15 protein-coding genes are annotated in these 18475 nt (G+C 61.0%); 12 read left to right on the plus strand and 3 right to left on the minus strand.

Annotated elements, in window-relative coordinates; all coding sequences use genetic code 11:
* The first annotated feature begins 90 nt into the window (after positions 1–90).
* From QN219_RS08340 to QN219_RS08365, 6 genes are all read left to right on the plus strand, one after another.
* Complete coding sequence (locus QN219_RS08340) at positions 91–1179, plus strand: hypothetical protein (protein ID WP_283999140.1); 1089 nt, start codon at positions 91–93, stop codon at positions 1177–1179.
* A 61-nt stretch (positions 1180–1240) separates the two neighbouring features.
* Positions 1241–2389 carry a hypothetical protein gene (locus QN219_RS08345; protein ID WP_269282046.1) on the plus strand — a complete coding sequence of 383 codons (1149 nt, stop codon included), beginning with the start codon at positions 1241–1243 and terminating at the stop codon, positions 2387–2389.
* A gap of 2 nt (positions 2390–2391) precedes the next feature.
* Complete coding sequence (locus QN219_RS08350; RefSeq protein ID WP_283999142.1) at positions 2392–4308, plus strand: AAA family ATPase; 1917 nt, start codon at positions 2392–2394, stop codon at positions 4306–4308.
* Positions 4309–4357: 49 nt separating this feature from the next.
* Positions 4358–5647, plus strand: a complete 1290-nt coding sequence (locus QN219_RS08355) for a DUF6638 family protein (protein WP_283999144.1) — start codon at positions 4358–4360, stop codon at positions 5645–5647.
* Between the two features lie 3 nt (positions 5648–5650).
* Complete coding sequence (locus QN219_RS08360; RefSeq protein WP_283999146.1) at positions 5651–6877, plus strand: DUF2333 family protein; 1227 nt, start codon at positions 5651–5653, stop codon at positions 6875–6877.
* A gap of 185 nt (positions 6878–7062) precedes the next feature.
* Positions 7063–8742 carry a formate--tetrahydrofolate ligase gene (locus QN219_RS08365; RefSeq protein WP_283999148.1) on the plus strand — a complete coding sequence of 560 codons (1680 nt, stop codon included), beginning with the start codon at positions 7063–7065 and terminating at the stop codon, positions 8740–8742.
* Between the two features lie 52 nt (positions 8743–8794).
* Here the strand turns inward: QN219_RS08365 and QN219_RS08370 are convergent, their stop codons facing one another.
* Positions 8795–9304, minus strand: a complete 510-nt coding sequence (locus QN219_RS08370) for a DUF1993 domain-containing protein (RefSeq protein WP_283999149.1) — start codon at positions 9302–9304, stop codon at positions 8795–8797.
* 152 nt (positions 9305–9456) lie between these two features.
* Positions 9457–10299: an extensin family protein gene (locus QN219_RS08375; RefSeq protein ID WP_283999151.1), complete on the minus strand. Its 843-nt coding sequence runs from the start codon at positions 10297–10299 to the stop codon at positions 9457–9459.
* A gap of 277 nt (positions 10300–10576) precedes the next feature.
* On the opposite strand from QN219_RS08375, the gene QN219_RS08380 reads away from it, so the two are divergent.
* From QN219_RS08380 to QN219_RS08405, 6 genes are all read left to right on the plus strand, one after another.
* Positions 10577–12805: a TonB-dependent hemoglobin/transferrin/lactoferrin family receptor gene (locus QN219_RS08380; RefSeq protein WP_283999153.1), complete on the plus strand. Its 2229-nt coding sequence runs from the start codon at positions 10577–10579 to the stop codon at positions 12803–12805.
* A 123-nt stretch (positions 12806–12928) separates the two neighbouring features.
* On the plus strand, positions 12929–12973 hold the full coding sequence (trpLE, locus tag QN219_RS08385) for a trpE operon leader peptide TrpLE (protein WP_178385068.1): 45 nt from the start codon (positions 12929–12931) through the stop codon (positions 12971–12973).
* Positions 12974–13086: 113 nt separating this feature from the next.
* A complete protein-coding gene (locus QN219_RS08390) occupies positions 13087–15276 on the plus strand; it encodes an anthranilate synthase (RefSeq protein ID WP_283999154.1) in 2190 nt (729 codons plus the stop codon).
* A gap of 166 nt (positions 15277–15442) precedes the next feature.
* Positions 15443–16354, plus strand: a complete 912-nt coding sequence (locus QN219_RS08395; RefSeq protein WP_283999155.1) for a cation diffusion facilitator family transporter — start codon at positions 15443–15445, stop codon at positions 16352–16354.
* Between the two features lie 108 nt (positions 16355–16462).
* Positions 16463–16927, plus strand: coding sequence for a preQ(1) synthase (gene queF / locus QN219_RS08400; protein WP_283999156.1), 465 nt, complete (start codon positions 16463–16465; stop codon positions 16925–16927).
* Positions 16928–16959: 32 nt separating this feature from the next.
* The gene (locus QN219_RS08405; protein ID WP_283999158.1) at positions 16960–17781 is read left to right on the plus strand and encodes an APH(3'') family aminoglycoside O-phosphotransferase; all 822 of its coding nucleotides are present in this window, start codon (positions 16960–16962) and stop codon (positions 17779–17781) included.
* On the opposite strand, the gene QN219_RS08410 is transcribed toward QN219_RS08405, so the two are convergent.
* Complete coding sequence (locus QN219_RS08410; RefSeq protein WP_283999160.1) at positions 17748–18257, minus strand: GNAT family N-acetyltransferase; 510 nt, start codon at positions 18255–18257, stop codon at positions 17748–17750. The two genes, QN219_RS08405 and QN219_RS08410, sit on opposite strands and share 34 nt — an antisense overlap.
* Positions 18258–18475 lie beyond the last annotated feature (218 nt).

Here is an 18475-nt window from a genome sequence, read left to right on the forward strand (position 1 = left end):
TATATAACTGCAATCGAAGGCTGAATAATCCGGCGTGCCGATGCGGCTGTCTGTCCCGATTGAAGGGAACCGGATTAAAGGGGGGATGGAATGGCAACTCTTCAGAATTTTGACGCGGAAATCGAAAAGACGAGGGGTGTCGTCGAAGAGATGCGCGGCAAGCTCGAACAATCTGGCGTTGTCCTCGAACAGTTCGCCAAGGCCGACACCAAACTCGGCGACGTCAACTTCGATATCGAAAACGCCCGCATTCAGGATGTGATCAACCAGCAGAAGGTGATGGAAGCCAACATCGCGGATCTTATCATCGGGCTGGAGGATGCGACCAACGTCTTCGGCTCCGAATTCGAAAGCATGAAGAGCTATACCGGCTACGAGAAATTCGTCGGCATGTTCTCCAAGCAGAAGATGCAGCGGCTCCGGACCGATCGGGTGCGCAACATGTCGCTTGCCGGCAACCTGCAGGAACTTCTCGTCAAATCCGATACCATCGTCGGTATCCTCAAGGACCAGAGGGCGATCCTCGACCAGCGCTACAAGACGTCCGAACAAAGCCTCATCAAGGTGATCGACCGCCGCAAGGGCACTATGGCGGCGCTTGAGCAGGTTCAGAAGCGCATCGAGGAACTCAATCCCCTGTTGCTCGACATCGAGAACCGGATCGCTGCTTCAACTGACCAGAAGACGAGAACGGAACTCGAAGGCGAGCGGTCGACGCTTGCAACGGAATATAACGAGAAGCAGGCGAAGGAGCAGGAACTGCTCGCCGAGAGCCAGACGCTCGAGCGCTACACCTCGATGTTCCAGACTTTCGTCGATTCCCTCAACAACCAGATCGCGGCCCAGAACACGTTGATCAACAAGCTGACGATAGATACCGAACAGCGCATCGTGCTTTACAAGTCGCTGGAGGACTCGTTGAAGACGGCGGCGCAGCAGGATGTCGCGCACAAGATCAACACGCTCGGAAGCCAGGTCGATACCGCCGCCGAAGAGACCATGGCCGGCATCGGTGCGGCGGCGCAGCGTCATATCGGCGACCTGCTCGAAATGCATGAAAAGAACATGCTCGCCACGCAGGATATCCAGCGGCGCAAGAAACTGGCCGACGACGCCTTCGCCCGTCGCTTCCAAACGGTGATGGACAAGCACAATGCGGCAAACTACGTGAAGCAGTGATCGGCAAGGCGGCAATGACCAGATTTCCGACCGCCTTTCGGCGCCTGCCGAGGGATTAGGCATGAACACCGCCGCATCCGCAGCCGTACGGCAATATTTCACCTCCATCCGGTCCGCGCTCGCGGGGCTCGAGCTATTTCTCGGCGACCGCAATTCACCGCTTTACCGCAACACGGTGGTGGGCGAGGTCATCGTTCCCTATCTCGCCCGTTTGAAGTCCTCGATCGCCTGCTGGGAGAACCGCATCGGGTTCGTCGAGCGGTTCCGGATTTCACGCGCTGAAAGCGGCTTCCCGGTGTTCCAGAACGTGCTCGAACTGGAAAACGACCGGCAGAGTGCGGAAAAGCGTCTAGCGAGCATTCCTCCTGCCGATGCGCTCCGCGAAGAGATGGCCGACTTCATACTGAGGCAGAAGGCGTTTCCGGAGGCGCTGCAAGCCCGCATGGCCGAAAGGCTCTATCTCGAGCAGATCGGCAAGGGCGATATATTCTCACCCTTCATCCTGCCGGAGACGATCCGGGTCGCGGTCAACCCGAAGACGATGAGGCCGTACTACGTCGTCTCCTGGGGCGCCTTCGACGGCACCCAGACGCTTCCCATGGTCTACATGGCGACGATCGAGGATTCGTCGGAAAAGATAGTCGAGATGCTGGTCACACGTGACGGCAAGCTCAATCCGGATATCGAGATTCCACTGCCGGTCGGCGGTCTGCTCAATCCGGAACTTGCTAGCCGATTCGATGACTTCGCCTCCAAGAACAGCGCCTATTCGCTGACGCCGGTGACGATCGCCACCAATCTCGACAAGGATTTCCCGGAGCTCCATCCGAAACAGCTTCGGCGCATCGTGCTCGGCCCCTTCTATTCGGCCGGGATCACCGAGAACAATGCCAGGATCAACGACATCCTCTCCAAGGTGCGCAAGACGGAAAATGCCTGGCTTTTGACCTGGACGGTGCAGGAGGTTTTCTCCAAGGCCGAGCGTCCGGCTGAGCGCGGCTTCTGGTCTTCGACGCCGGCGCAGGAGGAATTTCACATCGACACGGACAATCTCGAGGCTGCCCGGATGGGCGTCAGCTCTTACGAAAAGCATGCGCTCGTGCCGCACGATGCCTATCAGGCGCTCTACGCCGCGGGCGAGGCCGGTGAGGTTTTCGGGGACTACAAGGTGCACGTGATTTCCGGCAACCAGGTGGTGAGCGAGGTTTGACCATGACGCTGAATACCGGCCTGACGACGCTGCACGAGGACGATATCGCGAAGCATCAGGCGACAGCCCAGAGCCTTGTCACCAAGCTGGTCATACTCGAACGGGACGACGCATCCGGGGGAACGCCGCTTGCCGGCACGGGCCGTCGCTTTGTCTCGACCGTTTCGACCGGCGGGCAGCGCCGCACGCGCGAGGTCGAGCTTCAGCGCACGATCCAGTCGGTGCGTGGCGCCGATCCACTCTTGTCGCCGGCCCAACATGCCGTCCTTTACCGGACGCGCCGGGGCATTCAGATCGCGCTTGCCGTCGCCGACGTCTTCGGGCGACAGACGAACCTCGAGCAATTGCAGGCGCGCAACGCCACTTCGCCGCTCGGCGGCGAGGACGCGAGCCAATTCAAAGGGCTGCTTTCGGCCGCCGCCTATGTCGCCGCTTTCACGCTCGCGGCTTACCTGGGCGCGACGCTGCAGGGAGAGGGCGAGCCCGTCGATGATGCGTCAGAGCCGGATTTTCTCTTCGATACGCCCCAGGATGCGCTGAAGAGCATGGTAGCGGGGCTCGACCGCAGCATTGCCGGCGCCCCGGACGATCTTGCCTTGACCGCCCGAACGCGGGCCTTTTCACGCGTTGCCATCGAAGGGCTGATCGCCCGCAAGGCGCGGTTCACCGGTCTCCAGAGCTTTGAAAACGTCCATATCCGGCTCGACCAGGATGACTTCACCCTGAACGGCTTCGATGTCGCGCCGGGACAGAAGCGCAAGCCGTTGGTGATGACCTTCAAAAAACCGGAGGAAATCATCGGCAACCACATCGCCAAATATCAGGCGCTGAAGCTCGCCAAGATGCTGATGGCCTATGACTTCGACCGGCAGATGAATCCCTTCGTCGAACTCGGCGGCTTTCTCTTCACCTTCATCGGCGACGGCATGCCCGGCACCGGCAAGACGATCCTGATACAGATGCTGGCCGGAATGCTCCACGATTACTGCGGTGTCGCCGGTTATGCCTTCCACTACGAGAATTTCGGCGTCGACCAGATTTCCTCCTACCAGGGCAAGTCGGGCCAGAACTGCAAGGAGTTCGTCAACAACATCATGAATCCTCGGGCGATCGGCTTCGGCACGATCGACGATGTCGACCAAGTGGCGGCGAGGCGCTCCGATGACCGGGCGTCGGCTGGTCAACATGAGGTGACGGCGGTGCTGATGGAGAGTTTCGCGGGTGCCTCGACCGTCGTGCGCGGCAACTGCACCTTCGGCATGTTCTCGAACTACCCCGAGAATGTCGATGATGCGCTGCGTCAGCGCGCCGGTGCCCGCTGGCTCGTCGATGGGCCGCAGACGGAAGGCGACTACATCGACATCTTCGCGCTGCTCGTCGGCAAGAACCACAAGATCCCGCTGGGTGAGCACGATCTCTACGCCGGGCAGGAGATCAAGCGGGCGGTCTCGCAGTCCTATGAGGCCCATTCACGGCCAAAGGAGGAGGGGCTTGCCGCCGTTTGGGCGCGCTACGAGAAGGAGAAGGGCAAGATCGCCACGCTTGCCGATGTCGGTGCCTACCTGCACATGATCAAGGAGGCCGAACCGCGCTTCACCGGCCGGGCGATCAGGAACATCACCGACGCGATCAAGATGCGGGCGATGGACGTCGAGCTTCCCGACGACTGGTTCAAGGATGCCGGCGCCTTCATGCACAAGTCCTACGATGAGAAGAAGGCGATGATCGAGGACCTGCGGGGCCCGATCACGATCGAGATGGTGCTGCAGGAAATCAATCGTTATGCCGACAGCGAATTTCGCTACACCGACAAGTCGGACGATGCCGCCGTCAGCGACATCATTCGCCGCGAGCGCCAGCGCGAAAAGGCGATCCGCGAAATCGAGACGATGAAGCGCGGGGGCAGGTGGCAGGCATGAGCGAAGAGGATCACGAGCGCTCAGTTGCCACTACGAGGAGCATTGCCGCATGAAACGCCTCCTCGAAGCCGAGCTGATCTACGGTCGGCTGCTCGACATTTCGGAGCCGCATCTCGTGGCGCGTTACAACAAGGCGCTGGAGGGCTTCGGCCTGAAGCCGACGGCGCTCGATCGTTTCAGCATCGACATGACGGGTTTTTCGCCGGAAATCGCCGATGAGCTCGGGGATCGCGACTATCTCGACCCGAACCGGGTCAACCGACGCTTCATCGTTCTGACGCCTGCACAGGTGGATCTTCCTGTCGTCCATACGAGTTTTTCCAATACTGCGGCGCTGATGCATGAATTCTTCAACGCCAACAGCCGCGCGATCAACGCTGTGACGATCAAGGATGCGCTTTACGGCGAGATCGAGGACTCGGTTTCGGTGGTCGAGGACATCGACGACCTCCTGTCGATCAACGAGGTTCGTTTCCGGGTCCTTTCGGCGGAAGACATGCTCGGCAAGGCAACCGAACTCAGGGAACTGGTGGATCGGTTGAAGAAGGTGCCTGCCGCCTGGGCCGACGACGCCATGCTGAACAGGATGGTGGAACTCGCGAAAGTGACCGGCGACATACGGCAGAACGCGCTGGTGCCGAACGAGCTCGTTTTCCGCCATGAGGCCTTCTGGGCCAATCATTTCGGCGGCGTCTATGTCTTCCTCGACGAGAAGACGACGACGGTGATCTGCGATCCCTCGGTACCCGGTTTCAGGCGGTCGCGGCCTTGGCAGGTGAGCTACATCGCCATCAACGATCACGCCCGTATCTACGAATTTCTCGCCCGTACCAACCGGCTGCAACTGCCACAGGCTTCCTGGGTGCAGGAATCCGGCCTGTTCCAGCACCGCGCGGATATGATCATTCGAGGACTGATCAACGATACCGATCCGACTGCCGATCTCATGAATGCCGACCGGATCTGGCTGCAGACCTGGATCCACCGCAACGCAGCGCTTGTGTCGCGCGACGGAACCTACCCCTTCCTTCAGGAAATGACCCGGACGATTGCCGCGACGGGCACGATCACCATGGCGGAGGTGCCGCCGGAAAATCGTTTCCTGCTGGTGCGCGCTGCGCCGATGCACCCGGATCAATGGCTGGTGAATCGTCTCATCTCACAGCTCGTTCCCCGCGATTTCGTCTCCCGCTTCGTGTTCGACAAGCAGGGATTCTATGACGCTTACGAGCGCTACAGCGAAAAGTTCCGGGAATATGTTGTGGCGACATTGACCAGTACGTATCTCAAGGACAAGGCCGCCTTCCGGCACAAGCTCTACGGCCTCAAAGAGGAATAGGACATGTTCGATCCGATCGTTGCGTTCTTCCAGCGGGTTTTCACGGCGATCGGCCGTGGCATCGGCCTTGCTGTTGCCTGGCTCCTCTGGCCTTTCGTGGCAATGGGCAACTGGTACCGGCAGCGAAGCTGGATCATCAAGGGTCCGATCGGCCTTATCCTGCTCGGCCTGATCCTGTTCTACGGCTATTTCGTCTGGCAGACGCAGGCATGGACCAATTTCAATCCTGACTATGTCGACCGCTACAAGCTTGCCGATCGCAAGGTACCGGCCGGTTCGCCGGTCAGCGGTCCCGGCGCCGCCACGACGGGGCAGGTCGGTGCCGCAGGCACTACGAACCAGGCAACCGCGGCTGCCCCGCCGGCTGAGGGCGAGTCCACGGAGGCACTTGCGGCTGCGCAACTGCCGGCTGGAACGGTGTGCCAGACCTCGGCGGTCGTCGACGTCGCGGCCGATCTCATCGATGTCAATGTCAACCAGAACGCCTGGATATCGTCGATGCTGCTCTACAAGCTCGGCTTTTTCGGGCTCGATTGGGACGACACGCCCTGGCTCGACAACAAGGCGTCATTCCAGCGCGGCATCAACCAGGCCGTGCGCCGTACCGCGGTCGAGCTCGTCGATTCGCTTGGCCGCGTCCGTGGGACGTCAGGCGTCAACAATGACCTGCAGAGCGCGCGCGGCAACATCCAGTTCGACGAGGAGACCTGGTATTTCGGCATCAATCCGTTCGGGCCCAAGACCCCGACCCCGAGCTTCTATCGCGCGGCCATGCGCGATCTCAGGAAGTTCAACGTTTCGCTCGGCAAATGCGAGGCGATCTTCGACGGCCGGTCGGACAATATGGTCGAATTCCTCGACCGCGTCGCCAACGATCTCGGCAACACCTCGGCCATCATCCGCGAGCGCTCCGAATTCCACAATGGCGGCTGGTTCGACACGCGCGCCGACGACCGTTTCTGGTTCGCCTTCGGCCAGCTCTACGGTTACTATGGCATTCTTTCGGCGGCCGGTGCCGATTTTGAGAATGTCGTCGCGCAGCGCGGCCTGACGCCGATCTGGACGGAAACGATGAAGCAGCTTCGCGCCGCGTTGAACATCCAGCCCCTCATCATCTCGAACGGCCGCGAGGATGGCTGGATCATGCCGACGCACCTGGCGACGATGGGTTTCTACATTCTTCGCGTGCGGTCGAACCTCGTGGAAATGCGCGACATTCTCGCCCGCTAGGGCATTTCACCGTTTTCATTGGAACAGTGAAATGCTCTAACTCTTTGAAACTACCCAATTCCGGACGGAAAACCGTTACACTTTCCTGGAATTGCTTTAACGGGCGGAACATTAGGAACAGACTTTACATGCGCTCCGCCAAGAGGAGGGCGGAGTGGAAAAACATAAGCTGAGGGGGAGCAGCCATGGCGGAGATAAGGTCCGATATCGAGATCGCGCGTGCCGCGACGAAGAAGCCGATCCTTGAGATCGGCGCCAGACTCGGCATTCCGCCGGAGCAGCTTCTGCCCTACGGCCATGACAAGGCGAAAGTCGGCGCCGATTTCATTGCCGCGCAGAAGGAGAAGAAGAACGGCCGGCTGATCCTGGTGACGGCGATCAACCCGACGCCGGCCGGCGAGGGCAAGACGACGACCACGGTCGGTCTCGGCGACGGGCTCAACCGCATCGGCAAGAAGGCGATCGTTTGCATTCGGGAAGCGTCGCTTGGTCCCTGCTTCGGCATCAAGGGAGGGGCGGCGGGCGGCGGCTATGCGCAGGTCGTGCCGATGGAGGATATAAACCTCCATTTCACCGGCGATTTCCACGCCATTACCTCGGCGAATAACCTGCTCGCGGCGCTGATCGACAATCATATCTATTGGGGCAACGAACAGAACATCGATGTCCGCCGCATCGCCTGGCGGCGGGTGATGGACATGAATGACAGGGCCCTGCGCCATATCGTCGGCTCGCTCGGCGGTGTGGCCAACGGCTATCCGCGGGAAACCGGCTTCGACATCACCGTCGCTTCCGAAGTGATGGCGATTCTCTGCCTTGCGCAGGACCTCAAGGATCTCGAGACGCGGCTCGGCAATATCATTATCGGCTATCGGCGCGACAAGAGCCCGGTTCATGCCCGCGACATCAAGGCGGACGGGGCAATGACCGTGCTCCTCAAGGACGCCATGCAGCCGAACCTCGTGCAGACGCTCGAGAACAATCCGGCCTTCGTCCATGGCGGCCCCTTCGCCAATATCGCGCATGGCTGCAATTCGGTCATCGCCACCACGACTGCTCTGAAGCTTGCGGATTATGTCGTGACCGAAGCCGGTTTCGGCGCCGATCTCGGCGCGGAAAAATTCTTCGACATCAAGTGCCGCAAGGCCGGATTGAAACCGGATGCAGCGGTCGTCGTCGCCACGGTGCGAGCGATCAAGATGAATGGTGGCGTAAAGAAGGACGATCTCGGCAAGGAGAACATCGAGGCACTCAAGAAGGGATGCGCCAACCTCGGACGCCACGTGCAGAACGTCAAGAAATTCGGCGTCCCGGTGCTTGTCGCGATCAACCATTTCACCTCCGACACGGAAGCGGAAATCCAGGTGATCAAGGACTATGTCGCGACGCTCGGCTCCGAGGCGATCCTCTGCAGGCACTGGGCTGAAGGCTCCGCAGGGATCGAAGATCTCGCACGGAAAGTCGTCGAACTGGCCAATGCCGGCCACTCGCAGTTCTCACCGCTCTATCCCGACGACATGCCGCTCTTCCACAAGATCGAGACGATCGCTAAGGATATCTATCACGCGAGCGAGGTCATCGCCGACAAGCTGGTTCGAGACCAACTGAGGACCTGGGAGGACCAGGGTTACGGCCGCCTCCCGATCTGTATGGCGAAGACGCAATATTCCTTTTCGACGGACCCGAATCTCCGCGGCGCGCCGACCGGCCACGCCGTGCCGATCCGCGAAGTCCGGCTCGCTGCCGGCGCCGGCTTCATCGTCGTCATCACGGGCGAGATCATGACCATGCCGGGCCTGCCGAAGGCGCCCTCGTCGGAGAGGATCTACCTCAACGAGCAGGGTTATATCGAGGGCCTGTTTTGAAGCTGGTGCAACGGGCGATGCGCGTCTGTCGCCCGCCGCATCCTCGACGATCTCAGCCGAGGCCGCCGATATAATCTGCCTTGCCGATCGGAACGCCCTTGTGGCGGAGGATGTCGTAGGCGGTCGTGATGTGGAAATAGAAGTTCGGCAGCACGAATTGCAGCAGGTAATCCTCGCCGGTGAACGTCACTTTGAGCTTGGTGAAGTTGAGCGTCACTTCGCGGTTTTCGCTGCCTTCGAGATCGCCCGGCCGGATCGTCTCGAGGAACGCGACCGTCTTGGCGATCCGCTCGCGTAGTTCGGCGAAGCTTCGTTCCTCGTCCGGAAAGCGCGGCGTCTCGATCGTCGTCAGCCGGCCGATGGCGTTCTTGCTGGTGTCGCTCGCCCGCTGGATCTGTCCGGCGAGCGGCAGCATATCCGGCGCAAGCCGTGCCTCGAAGAGTTCCGCGAGTGGCATGCCCTTCTCCGAAGCGAAGGCCTCGGCCTTGTCGAGCAGGCCGCCGAGGGCGGAAAAGCCGCGGATGAAGGCGGGTACGGAAAGCTTGTACATAGTCAGCGGCATGGATTGTTCCTTGAACGGTGGTGGGCGATGGTGCGGCACAGTTATACTGTTCGCCATAGATCGTACCTGGCAGGAACGATTTCAATCGCGACGCTCCTGCGAGCGTCGCTTGGCCCCAATATCAACCGGCGCTGACCGGATTTGATCGCCGCCTATCGACAGTAGCGATAGCCGTTCTTGCGTTCGATGACGTCGAGATGCAGGTGCGTCTCGTGGGCTGGATCACTGCCTGGATCGAGGACGGTGGTGAAATAGAGGCAGGCGGTTGCCGTGACGGCGCGCTGGAACGCGCCGATCAGGGTGCCGTCCTCGTCGCGCGGCTGAATGGCGATGGTCCTGCCGTCGTCGAGCGTAAAGGAAGCGATGTCGACCGCGTTGCCATGGGCGTGTTCCGATACCTTACCGGTCGTTGCGTTGTTGCGCCGGCGGCAGACATAGGCCGATGCCTGGTTTAACGCGGTGATCCGGGTGTCCGGTCCGAAAGCCGCAGCGGCGGTGGGGATCGCCGACTCCTTGGTCCAACGGGCAAGCGCCAGTGCCGTTGCGCAGCGCATCGATCCCTCGGGCTTCAATGCGACGCCCGGCAAGACCGCGGTCACACGAAGCGGTTTGTCGATGCCGCAGCCATTGCCGTCGTCGATGCGCTTAGCGTCAGCAAACGTGCTGCCGAGCGCCTTGAGGGCGGCGAGGCAGGATGCGTGCGCCTCGGGGTTTTCGTCTTGCACCGGGATGATGGGTTCTTCCGCGTCTTCGCTAGCCGGGGCTCCGTCCTGGGAGACACCATCTTTCTCTTCCTGGTCAGGCTCGGCACTTGTCTTGCCCCGCTCATCAGCGTCGCCATCGTCGTCCCTGGGCGGCGGGGCGGGCTTTGGCTCAGGTGTCGCCTGTTCGCCGGCGACCCCGGGTTTCTCGGCCGGTATTGGCCCCTTCGTGGGAAGGGTTACGCCCGAAAGAATCAAGACGGACAGCAGTATGATACCGGCGGAGTGGCGCATGCAGGTCCTTCCCATCCGTTGCGGCCGAAGCACTCAAAACGCATGAGAAGCAATCCTGTTTCAAATTGTGCTGAAACTGAGGACAAGGCCGGCCGCGAGCTTAAATGGGACGCGCGCCGGCACCCCTAGATTTATATTGACAATTACACTCATGTTTTCTTATGTGGCGTAAATGAGGCGACGCACTGACACGTCGCAGGCATCCAAACCCGCCCAGCCAGCCCCTTGAGTTTGCCGCTCAACAGCAAGCCCGGCCAACATCTCAAAGGACTGGTCCATGCTCAACCGGCATCATCGCCTGGCTCTTCTCGCGTGCACGGCGTTTGTCACTCTGGCGGGCGCCGCCGTTTCCCATGCGCAATCGATCACAAGCAACGAAACAGCAGCTGCCGAGAAGCAGGGGCGCGTAACGCCCCTGAAGACGCTGACGGTCAGGACGGGAGAGCAGGAGGGTGTGGCCGACACGCCGCTTGCCTCGCAGGTAACCGAACAAGAACTCGACGACAATCAGATATCGAGCTTCGAAGATCTCGGCAGAACGCTCGAGCCGGGCGTGTATTTCAACCGGGACAACGGCAGCGTCAACATTCGCGGCCTGGACGGGCCGCGGGTATTGACGCTTATTGACGGCATCGCGATCCCCTATCTTGACGACGGCGCGAGAGATGCGGACGGCGGCATCGACAGTTTCGATTTCAGCGAACTGTCGACCGTCGACATTGTTCGCGGGGCGGATTCGAGCCGTGCCGGCGGTGGTGCGCTGGGCGGGGCAGTGGTGTTGCGCACGCTCGATCCTGAAGATCTGATCGGCGAGGGCAAGACCTGGGGCGGCATATTCAAGTTCGCCTATGACGGCGAAGACGAAAGCGCTGGCGGTTCCGCTGCCGTGGCGGCGCGCTACGACAACACGGCCGTCCTCTTTCAGGGCGGCTACAAGAAGGGGCACGAGCGCCAGACCGGCGGCGACAATGGCGTCTATGGCACCGGTCGGACCGAGGCCAATCCGGCCGACTTCGACCAGAAGAACGTTCTCGTCAAAGTCAAGCAATACACCGACAGCGGGCATAGCTTCACGCTCACCGGCGAGCGCTTCGATCGCGATGAAGACACCGACCTTCGGCATGCGCAAACCGGCGCGACCTATCGGCCGGGCGAGTGGGATGGCACGGAAGTCAACAAGCGTGATCGCATCTCGCTGAACTACGAATTCGAGACGACGGACGACGACGCGCTCTTCGACGCGGCGAACGCCGTTTTCTACTGGCAGGACCTCATCCGTGAGAGCGGTACGCACGGCGTGCGCTATGCCACTCCGACAGGCGATTACCGGCGTCTGAGCGAAGTCGAGGATCGCGGCTTTGGTAGCGCCGGTTATGTCGAGAAGGGGTTCGACGCCGGTTACTTCCAACACACGGTGACGCTCGGTGGCGACTTCTACATCAACACCACGACGCAATATTCGTCGGGCAAGGATAGCTGCGGGCCGGGACCCTATCCGCCTTTCAGCTCGTGCAACTTCCTGCATTCCAACCAGTCGGACATGCCGGACGTCGAGAGCAAGCGCTTCGGCATATTTGTTCAGGATGAGATTGCCTTCGGTGAAACGGGTTTCTCGCTTACGCCCGGCCTTCGCTACGACTGGTACGAGCATTCGCCGCAGGAAACGGCCGCCTATACGCGTAATCCGAACTACAATGGTCTGCCGGATGGGCAGGACGGGGATGCCTTGTCTCCGAAGTTGCTCGCCAAGTATCAGGCAACGGACAATATCGAACTGTTTGCCCAGTGGGCCATGGCGTTCCGCGCTCCGACCGCAACCGAGCTCTATCTCGACTACGGTGCCCCCGGCACCTATCTCCGCCTCGGCAATCCGGATCTGAAGCCGGAAACGAGCAGCGGTGTCGAGATCGGCGCCAATCTCGGCGATACGGATTTCGGAGGCCGCATCACGGGCTTCTACAACCGCTACCGCAACTTCATCGATTCCGTGGACGCGCCGGTCCAGGATCCGATCAACTATCCCTTCGGCGTCACGCAGTATATGAACCGCAACCGTGTGCAGATCTCCGGCGTCGAGCTCGCGGCTCACAAGATCTTCGATTCCGGCGTTACGCTCCGCGGTTCGGTCACTTATGCACTCGGCAAGGATCTCGACACCAACGAGCGCCTCGGCTCGGTTGCGCCACTCAAGGGCGTGCTTGCTGTCGGCTACGAGACCGAAAGCTGGGGAACGGAGCTGGCGATGATCGCGGCGAAGGACGTGTCCGAAAAGTCCGACGCCAGCTTCAAGGCTCCGGGTTACGGCATGTTCGATCTCACCGGATGGTGGAAGCCGGAGCAGGTCGAGGGCCTGACGATGCGCGCGGGCATCTATAACCTGTTCGATAAGGAGTACTACGACGCGATCTCCGTTCGCGACGTCACCCTGACGTCCACGGGTCCCGGCAGGGCGTTCTATTCGGAGCCTGGTCGAACCTTCAAGTTTTCGCTGACTCAGCGTTTCTAACCGGTTCCCCATCGCAAAGAGGAAGGGCGGCGGCAAAGCGGCTGCCCTTCTTTGCGTGATTGGCAAACGGAGCGCCGTTTTCCCGCTTGCGTGCATGCGCAAGCCGCGCTAACACTTCCGCCCATGGCAAACACGCAGAACATTTCGATCTGGTGGTGGGCTCGCTGAGGCGGCCTTGACCAGTCATGCGTGATTGAGACATGAAGCCGCCCGGAGATTTCAGGGCGGCTTTTTCGTATTCAGGCCGCGTGGAAGGACCGGGCTTTTACGGAGCGAGGCGAATGGCAACGGTAATTCTGGAAGACGGCGCGGAGAGTTATACCACCGAAGGCGGCATTGTCGTCACGCGCAGGCGGCGCGATGCGTCCTACACGGACGCGATCTCGTCCTGCGTCGACAAGCTCGACGAGCGGCGCGGCGCGGTTTTCTCCTCGAACTACGAGTATCCCGGCCGTTATACCCGCTGGGATACCGCCGTGGTCGATCCTCCGCTCGCCATCTCTTCCTTCGGTCGCTCGCTCTGGATCGAAGCTTATAACGAGCGCGGCGAGGTGCTCCTCTCGCTCATCGGCGAGCATCTGAAAACCGTGGCGGACATCACGCTCGGCGCGTCGACGGCCCGTCGGCTCGATCTCACGATCAACGAGCCGGACCGCGTGTTTACCGAGGAAGAGCGCTCGAAGATGCCAACGGTCTTCACGGTTCTTCGCGCGGTGACGAGCCTCTTCCATTCGGCCGAGGATGCCAATCTCGGCTTTTATGGCGCCTTCGGCTATGACCTTGCTTTCCAGTTCGACGCGATCGACCTCAAATTGCAGCGGCCCGACGACCAGCGCGACATGGTCCTCTTCCTGCCCGACGAAATCCTCGTCGTCGACCACTATGCGGCGAAGGCATGGATCGACCGCTACGACTTTGCCAAGGATGGCCTTTCGACTGAGGGCAAGGCGGCGGACATCGCGCCCGAGCCGTTCCGCACTGTCGACAGCATTCCGCCGCATGGCGATCATCGGCCGGGCGAATATGCTGAACTCGTGGTCAAGGCCAAGGAAAGCTTCCGTCGTGGCGATCTTTTCGAGGTCGTGCCAGGACAGAAGTTCTACGAGCGCTGCGAGAGCCGCCCTTCGGAGATTTCCAAGCGGCTGAAGGCGATCAACCCGTCTCCCTATTCCTTCTTCATCAACCTCGGAAACCAGGAATATCTTGTCGGCGCCTCTCCGGAGATGTTCGTCCGGGTTTCTGGCCGCCGCATCGAGACCTGCCCGATCTCCGGCACGATCAAGCGGGGCGACGACCCGATCGCCGATAGCGAGCAGATCCTGAAGCTCCTGAATTCGAAGAAGGACGAATCCGAACTCACAATGTGCTCGGACGTCGACCGCAACGACAAGAGCCGCGTCTGCGTGCCGGGCTCGGTGAAAGTGATCGGCCGACGCCAGATCGAGATGTATTCGCGGCTGATCCACACGGTCGACCATATCGAGGGCCGCTTGCGTGACGACATGGACGCCTTCGACGGCTTCCTGAGCCATGCCTGGGCGGTGACGGTCACCGGCGCGCCGAAGCTCTGGGCGATGCGCTTCATCGAGAGCCATGAGAAGAGCCCGCGCGCGTGGTATGGTGGCGCCATCGGCATGGTTGGCTTCAATGGCGACATGAATACCGGCCTGACCTTGCGTACCATCCGCATCAAGGACGGGATCGCCGAGGTGAGGGCGGGCGCCACGCTGCTCTACGATTCCAATCCGGAAGAAGAAGAAGCCGAAACCGAACTGAAGGCATCCGCCATGATTGCAGCCATCCGCGACGCCAAATCCGCCAACAGCGCCAAGGTCGGGCGTGATGTTGCGCCGGTCGGCGCGGGCGTCAATATCCTGCTCGTCGACCACGAGGACAGCTTCGTCCATACGCTGGCGAACTATTTCCGGCAGACGGGCGCGACCGTCACCACCGTTCGCACGCCGGTTGCCGACGAGATCCTCGACCGCGTCAAGCCGGACCTCGTCGTGCTCTCGCCTGGACCGGGCACCCCGAAGGACTTCGACTGCAAGGCGACGATCAAGAAGGCGAGGGCGCGCGAGCTGCCGATCTTCGGCGTCTGCCTCGGCCTGCAAGCGCTGGCCGAAGCCTACGGCGGCGATCTCAGGCAACTGGCGATCCCGATGCACGGCAAGCCTTCGCGCATCCGCGTGCTGGAGCCCGGCATCGTGTTCTCCGGCCTCGGCAGGGAGGTCACGGTCGGACGCTACCATTCGATCTTTGCCGATCCTTCCAGTCTGCCGCGCGAGTTCATGATAACGGCAGAGAGCGAGGACGGCACGATCATGGGCATCGAACACATGAAAGAGCCGGTGGCAGCAGTGCAGTTCCATCCGGAATCGATCATGACGCTCGGCGGCGACGCCGGCATGCGGATGATCGAGAACGTGGTCGCGCATCTCGCCAAACGGGCGAAAACCAAGGCCGCCTGAGACCTTTGAACAGCGTTGGCGCTACAGTGCCGCGCAGCCCTTTGACAAGAGGGTCGTTATTGCCCATATGGTCTTTGGAACCCGCCTGCGCGAAATTCGCGTGGGCGGTTTTGCGTTTGAATGGGCTTGCATTTGCAACTCGTTTGCATCTGCATGAGGAATGAAGATGACCGCATCCGACAATCGAAGCGTCCAGAGGCTCGCCTTTTGGGGCATACCGCTTTCCTTGGGCGTCATGGGGCTGAAGATGTTCGCCTGGTGGGTGACCGGTTCGGTGGCGCTTCTGTCCGACGGGCTGGAATCTTCCGTTAATGTGATCGCTGCGGTGATCGCCTATGCGATGATCGGCTACGCCGCAAAACCGGCGGACGCTGGCCATCCGTTCGGCCATCACAAGGCGGAGTATTTTTCCGCGGTCATCGAAGGCGTGCTGATCGTCGTGGCAGCGCTTCTGATCATATGGGAGGCGGTACCCGAGATGATGGCGCCGGTCCTGCTGAATGCGCCGGCGCTCGGCCTTGCCATCAACTTCGTCGCCGGCATCATCAATGCGATCTGGGCCTACCTGCTGATCCGCGCCGGCACGCGACATCGTTCGCCGGCGCTGAGCGCCGACGGACACCATATTCTCTCCGACGTCGTTACATCGGTGGGCGTGCTCGCCGGCCTTCTTCTTGCCATTGCCACCGGCTACGCGGTCCTTGATCCGCTGCTGGCGGTGATCGTCGCCGGGAACATCCTCTTCCAGGGTTGGAAGGTCATCTCGCGTTCGGTCGACGGACTGATGGACAGGGCCGTGCCGGCGGAGGAGGAAGAGGCGATCAAGCAGGCGATCGCGGCAAATGCCGGCGGCTCGCTCGGCGTCCACGATCTGAAGACGCGGCAGGCAGGCCCGGCGATCTTCGTGGATTTCCACATGGTCGTACCGGAAGCCATGCCCGTCGGCGACGCCCATGACATTTGCGACCGTATCGAGGACGCCATCCGCGTCGTTCATCCGGGTGCGAGAATAGCCATACATGTCGAGCCGGAAGGCGAGAAGGCGCACGGCGTGCGCGTGAAGACCAGAGCGGGATGAGGAAAGTGTATGCGGTTTTCCGCCCGCATCCCGCTATTTAGAATCGATCACGGCCAGGAATTGGGTCGTACCGACCAAATCCTCGTGATCTAGTGGAGCAGTAAGGAAATGACAAAAACGGACGTATCGGGACTTTCACAACTCGGGGCAAAGATCGACCTGCCGCAGAGCCCGGACGAGGCGGTGCTCGAAAGGGTGCCGAGCAATCATGCGGGCACGGACTTCGTCGTCCGCTTTACAGCGCCGGAATTCACCTCACTTTGCCCGATGACCGGGCAGCCGGATTTCGCGCATATCGTCATCGACTATGTGCCGGATGGCTGGCTCGTGGAGTCGAAGTCACTCAAGCTCTTCCTGCACTCCTTCCGCAATCATGGCGCCTTCCACGAGGATTGCACGATCGACATCGCCAAGCGGCTGGTGTCGCTGCTTTCGCCGAAGTGGCTGAGGATCGGCGCCTATTGGTATCCGCGCGGCGGCATTCCGATCGACGTCTTCTGGCAGACCGGTGCGCCGCCGGAGGGCGTCTGGCTGCCGGATCAGGGTGTGCCGACCTATCGCGGTCGCGGGTGACTGGCGCTTTCAGAAGGCGATGGCAGCTTTTCATGAGTAAGCAAGACGCTGTTGCCGAGAGGCTTCTCCCAAGATTGCCTGAAGGCAGGGAGTGGGTCCCAGTTCGTCACGGCGAATCAGGCGACCGCGTATATCGTCGCAGCGACGGCGCCGCCTATGCGAAGATCGCGACCGGCAAGGCCGCAAGACTGCTTGAGGGAGAGCGTGATCGCGTTACCTGGCTGGCCGCGTGCCGCATAGGCTCACCAGCCGTTTACGACTGGATCGCCGTCCAGGATGAGGCATGTCTCGTCATCAGTGCCATTCCGGGCGTGCCGGCGAGTGACCTCGCCACCCCCGAACTCAAGAAGGCGTGGCCGTCGATCGTGCGGCAGCTGAAGGCCCTGCACGAACTGCCTGTGGAAGCGTGCCCGTTCGAGCGGCGTCTGGCTTTGATGTTCGACCGCGCCACGGACGTTGTTGCCCGCGACGCCGTCAACCCGGACTTTCTGGCCCCGGAGGATTGGACCGTTCCGTCGAGCCAACTGCTTGCGGCTCTGCGGACCGAGTTGCCGAAGCGGTTGGCCGAGGAACCTCGAGATCTCGTGATCTGCCATGGCGATGCCTGCTTGCCGAACTTCATGGTCGATCCGGAAACGCATCACTGCACGGGCGTCATCGACCTCGGCCGCCTCGGAAAAGCGGACCGTTATGTCGATTTTTCGCTTCTTCTCGGAAATGCCCGGGAAAGCTGGACCGCGACGGGCGACGCGCAGATGGCGCGGGACAGCCTCTTCGACATTCATGCAATCGCTCCCCCAGACGAAGGTCGGCTCGCGTTCTACCTCCGGTTGGATCCGCTGACCTGGGGATGAAATAGTGCTTTGGACAGGCCAATCTTCTCGAGGTCGGTCGCGAGTATGGGGTCGAACGCGACCTTCCTCCAAAGCATCCGGTAACCGAGATGCTGATAGAGCTGAAGCGCTCGTTCGTTCGCAGCCGCTACGTGAATTCGAGCGTCCGTGTATCCACGATCGGCGATCTGCGTTTCAAGTGCCCTTATAAGGGCTGATCCGGCGCCTCTCCCTTCAAAGGCGGGGGCTACCCAGATGTCGCTGATGGCGTCGTCTGCGTGCTCGCACGCCCCGAGGCCAGCGGGTTCGCCATCGATTTCAGCGACCAGAACGCGCGAACCCAGTTCCTGCAGGAACAGCAGGAATGGGTTGCTTCGCTCGATCTTCACTGCAACATGCACCGGCACAAGCGGCTTTATTCCCTTGCGCCAGGCAGATAGACCGATCTGAGCAAGAGCTTCCAGCTCGTGCGGCATGGCAGAGCGAATTACCGGCATTCAGATTTCCTTTGCAAAACGGCTAGGGTCGGCTTGGCTGAACTGCAAAGCCATGTCCCTGCGCCGCTTTCATGACACGCTGATCTTATTGGCCTTTCACGCGCTGTCCAACCAGCGTTTGCAGCTCCAACATTTACCATGGCGGCAGCGCCTGCCATCCGAACCCGTCTTCGAGTGCCTGTTGCATTGTCTTCGCCGTCGAGTCGCATTATCTGACT

This window comes from Sinorhizobium sp. 8-89 (genome assembly GCF_030124325.1).
Classification (GTDB): domain Bacteria; phylum Pseudomonadota; class Alphaproteobacteria; order Rhizobiales; family Rhizobiaceae; genus Sinorhizobium.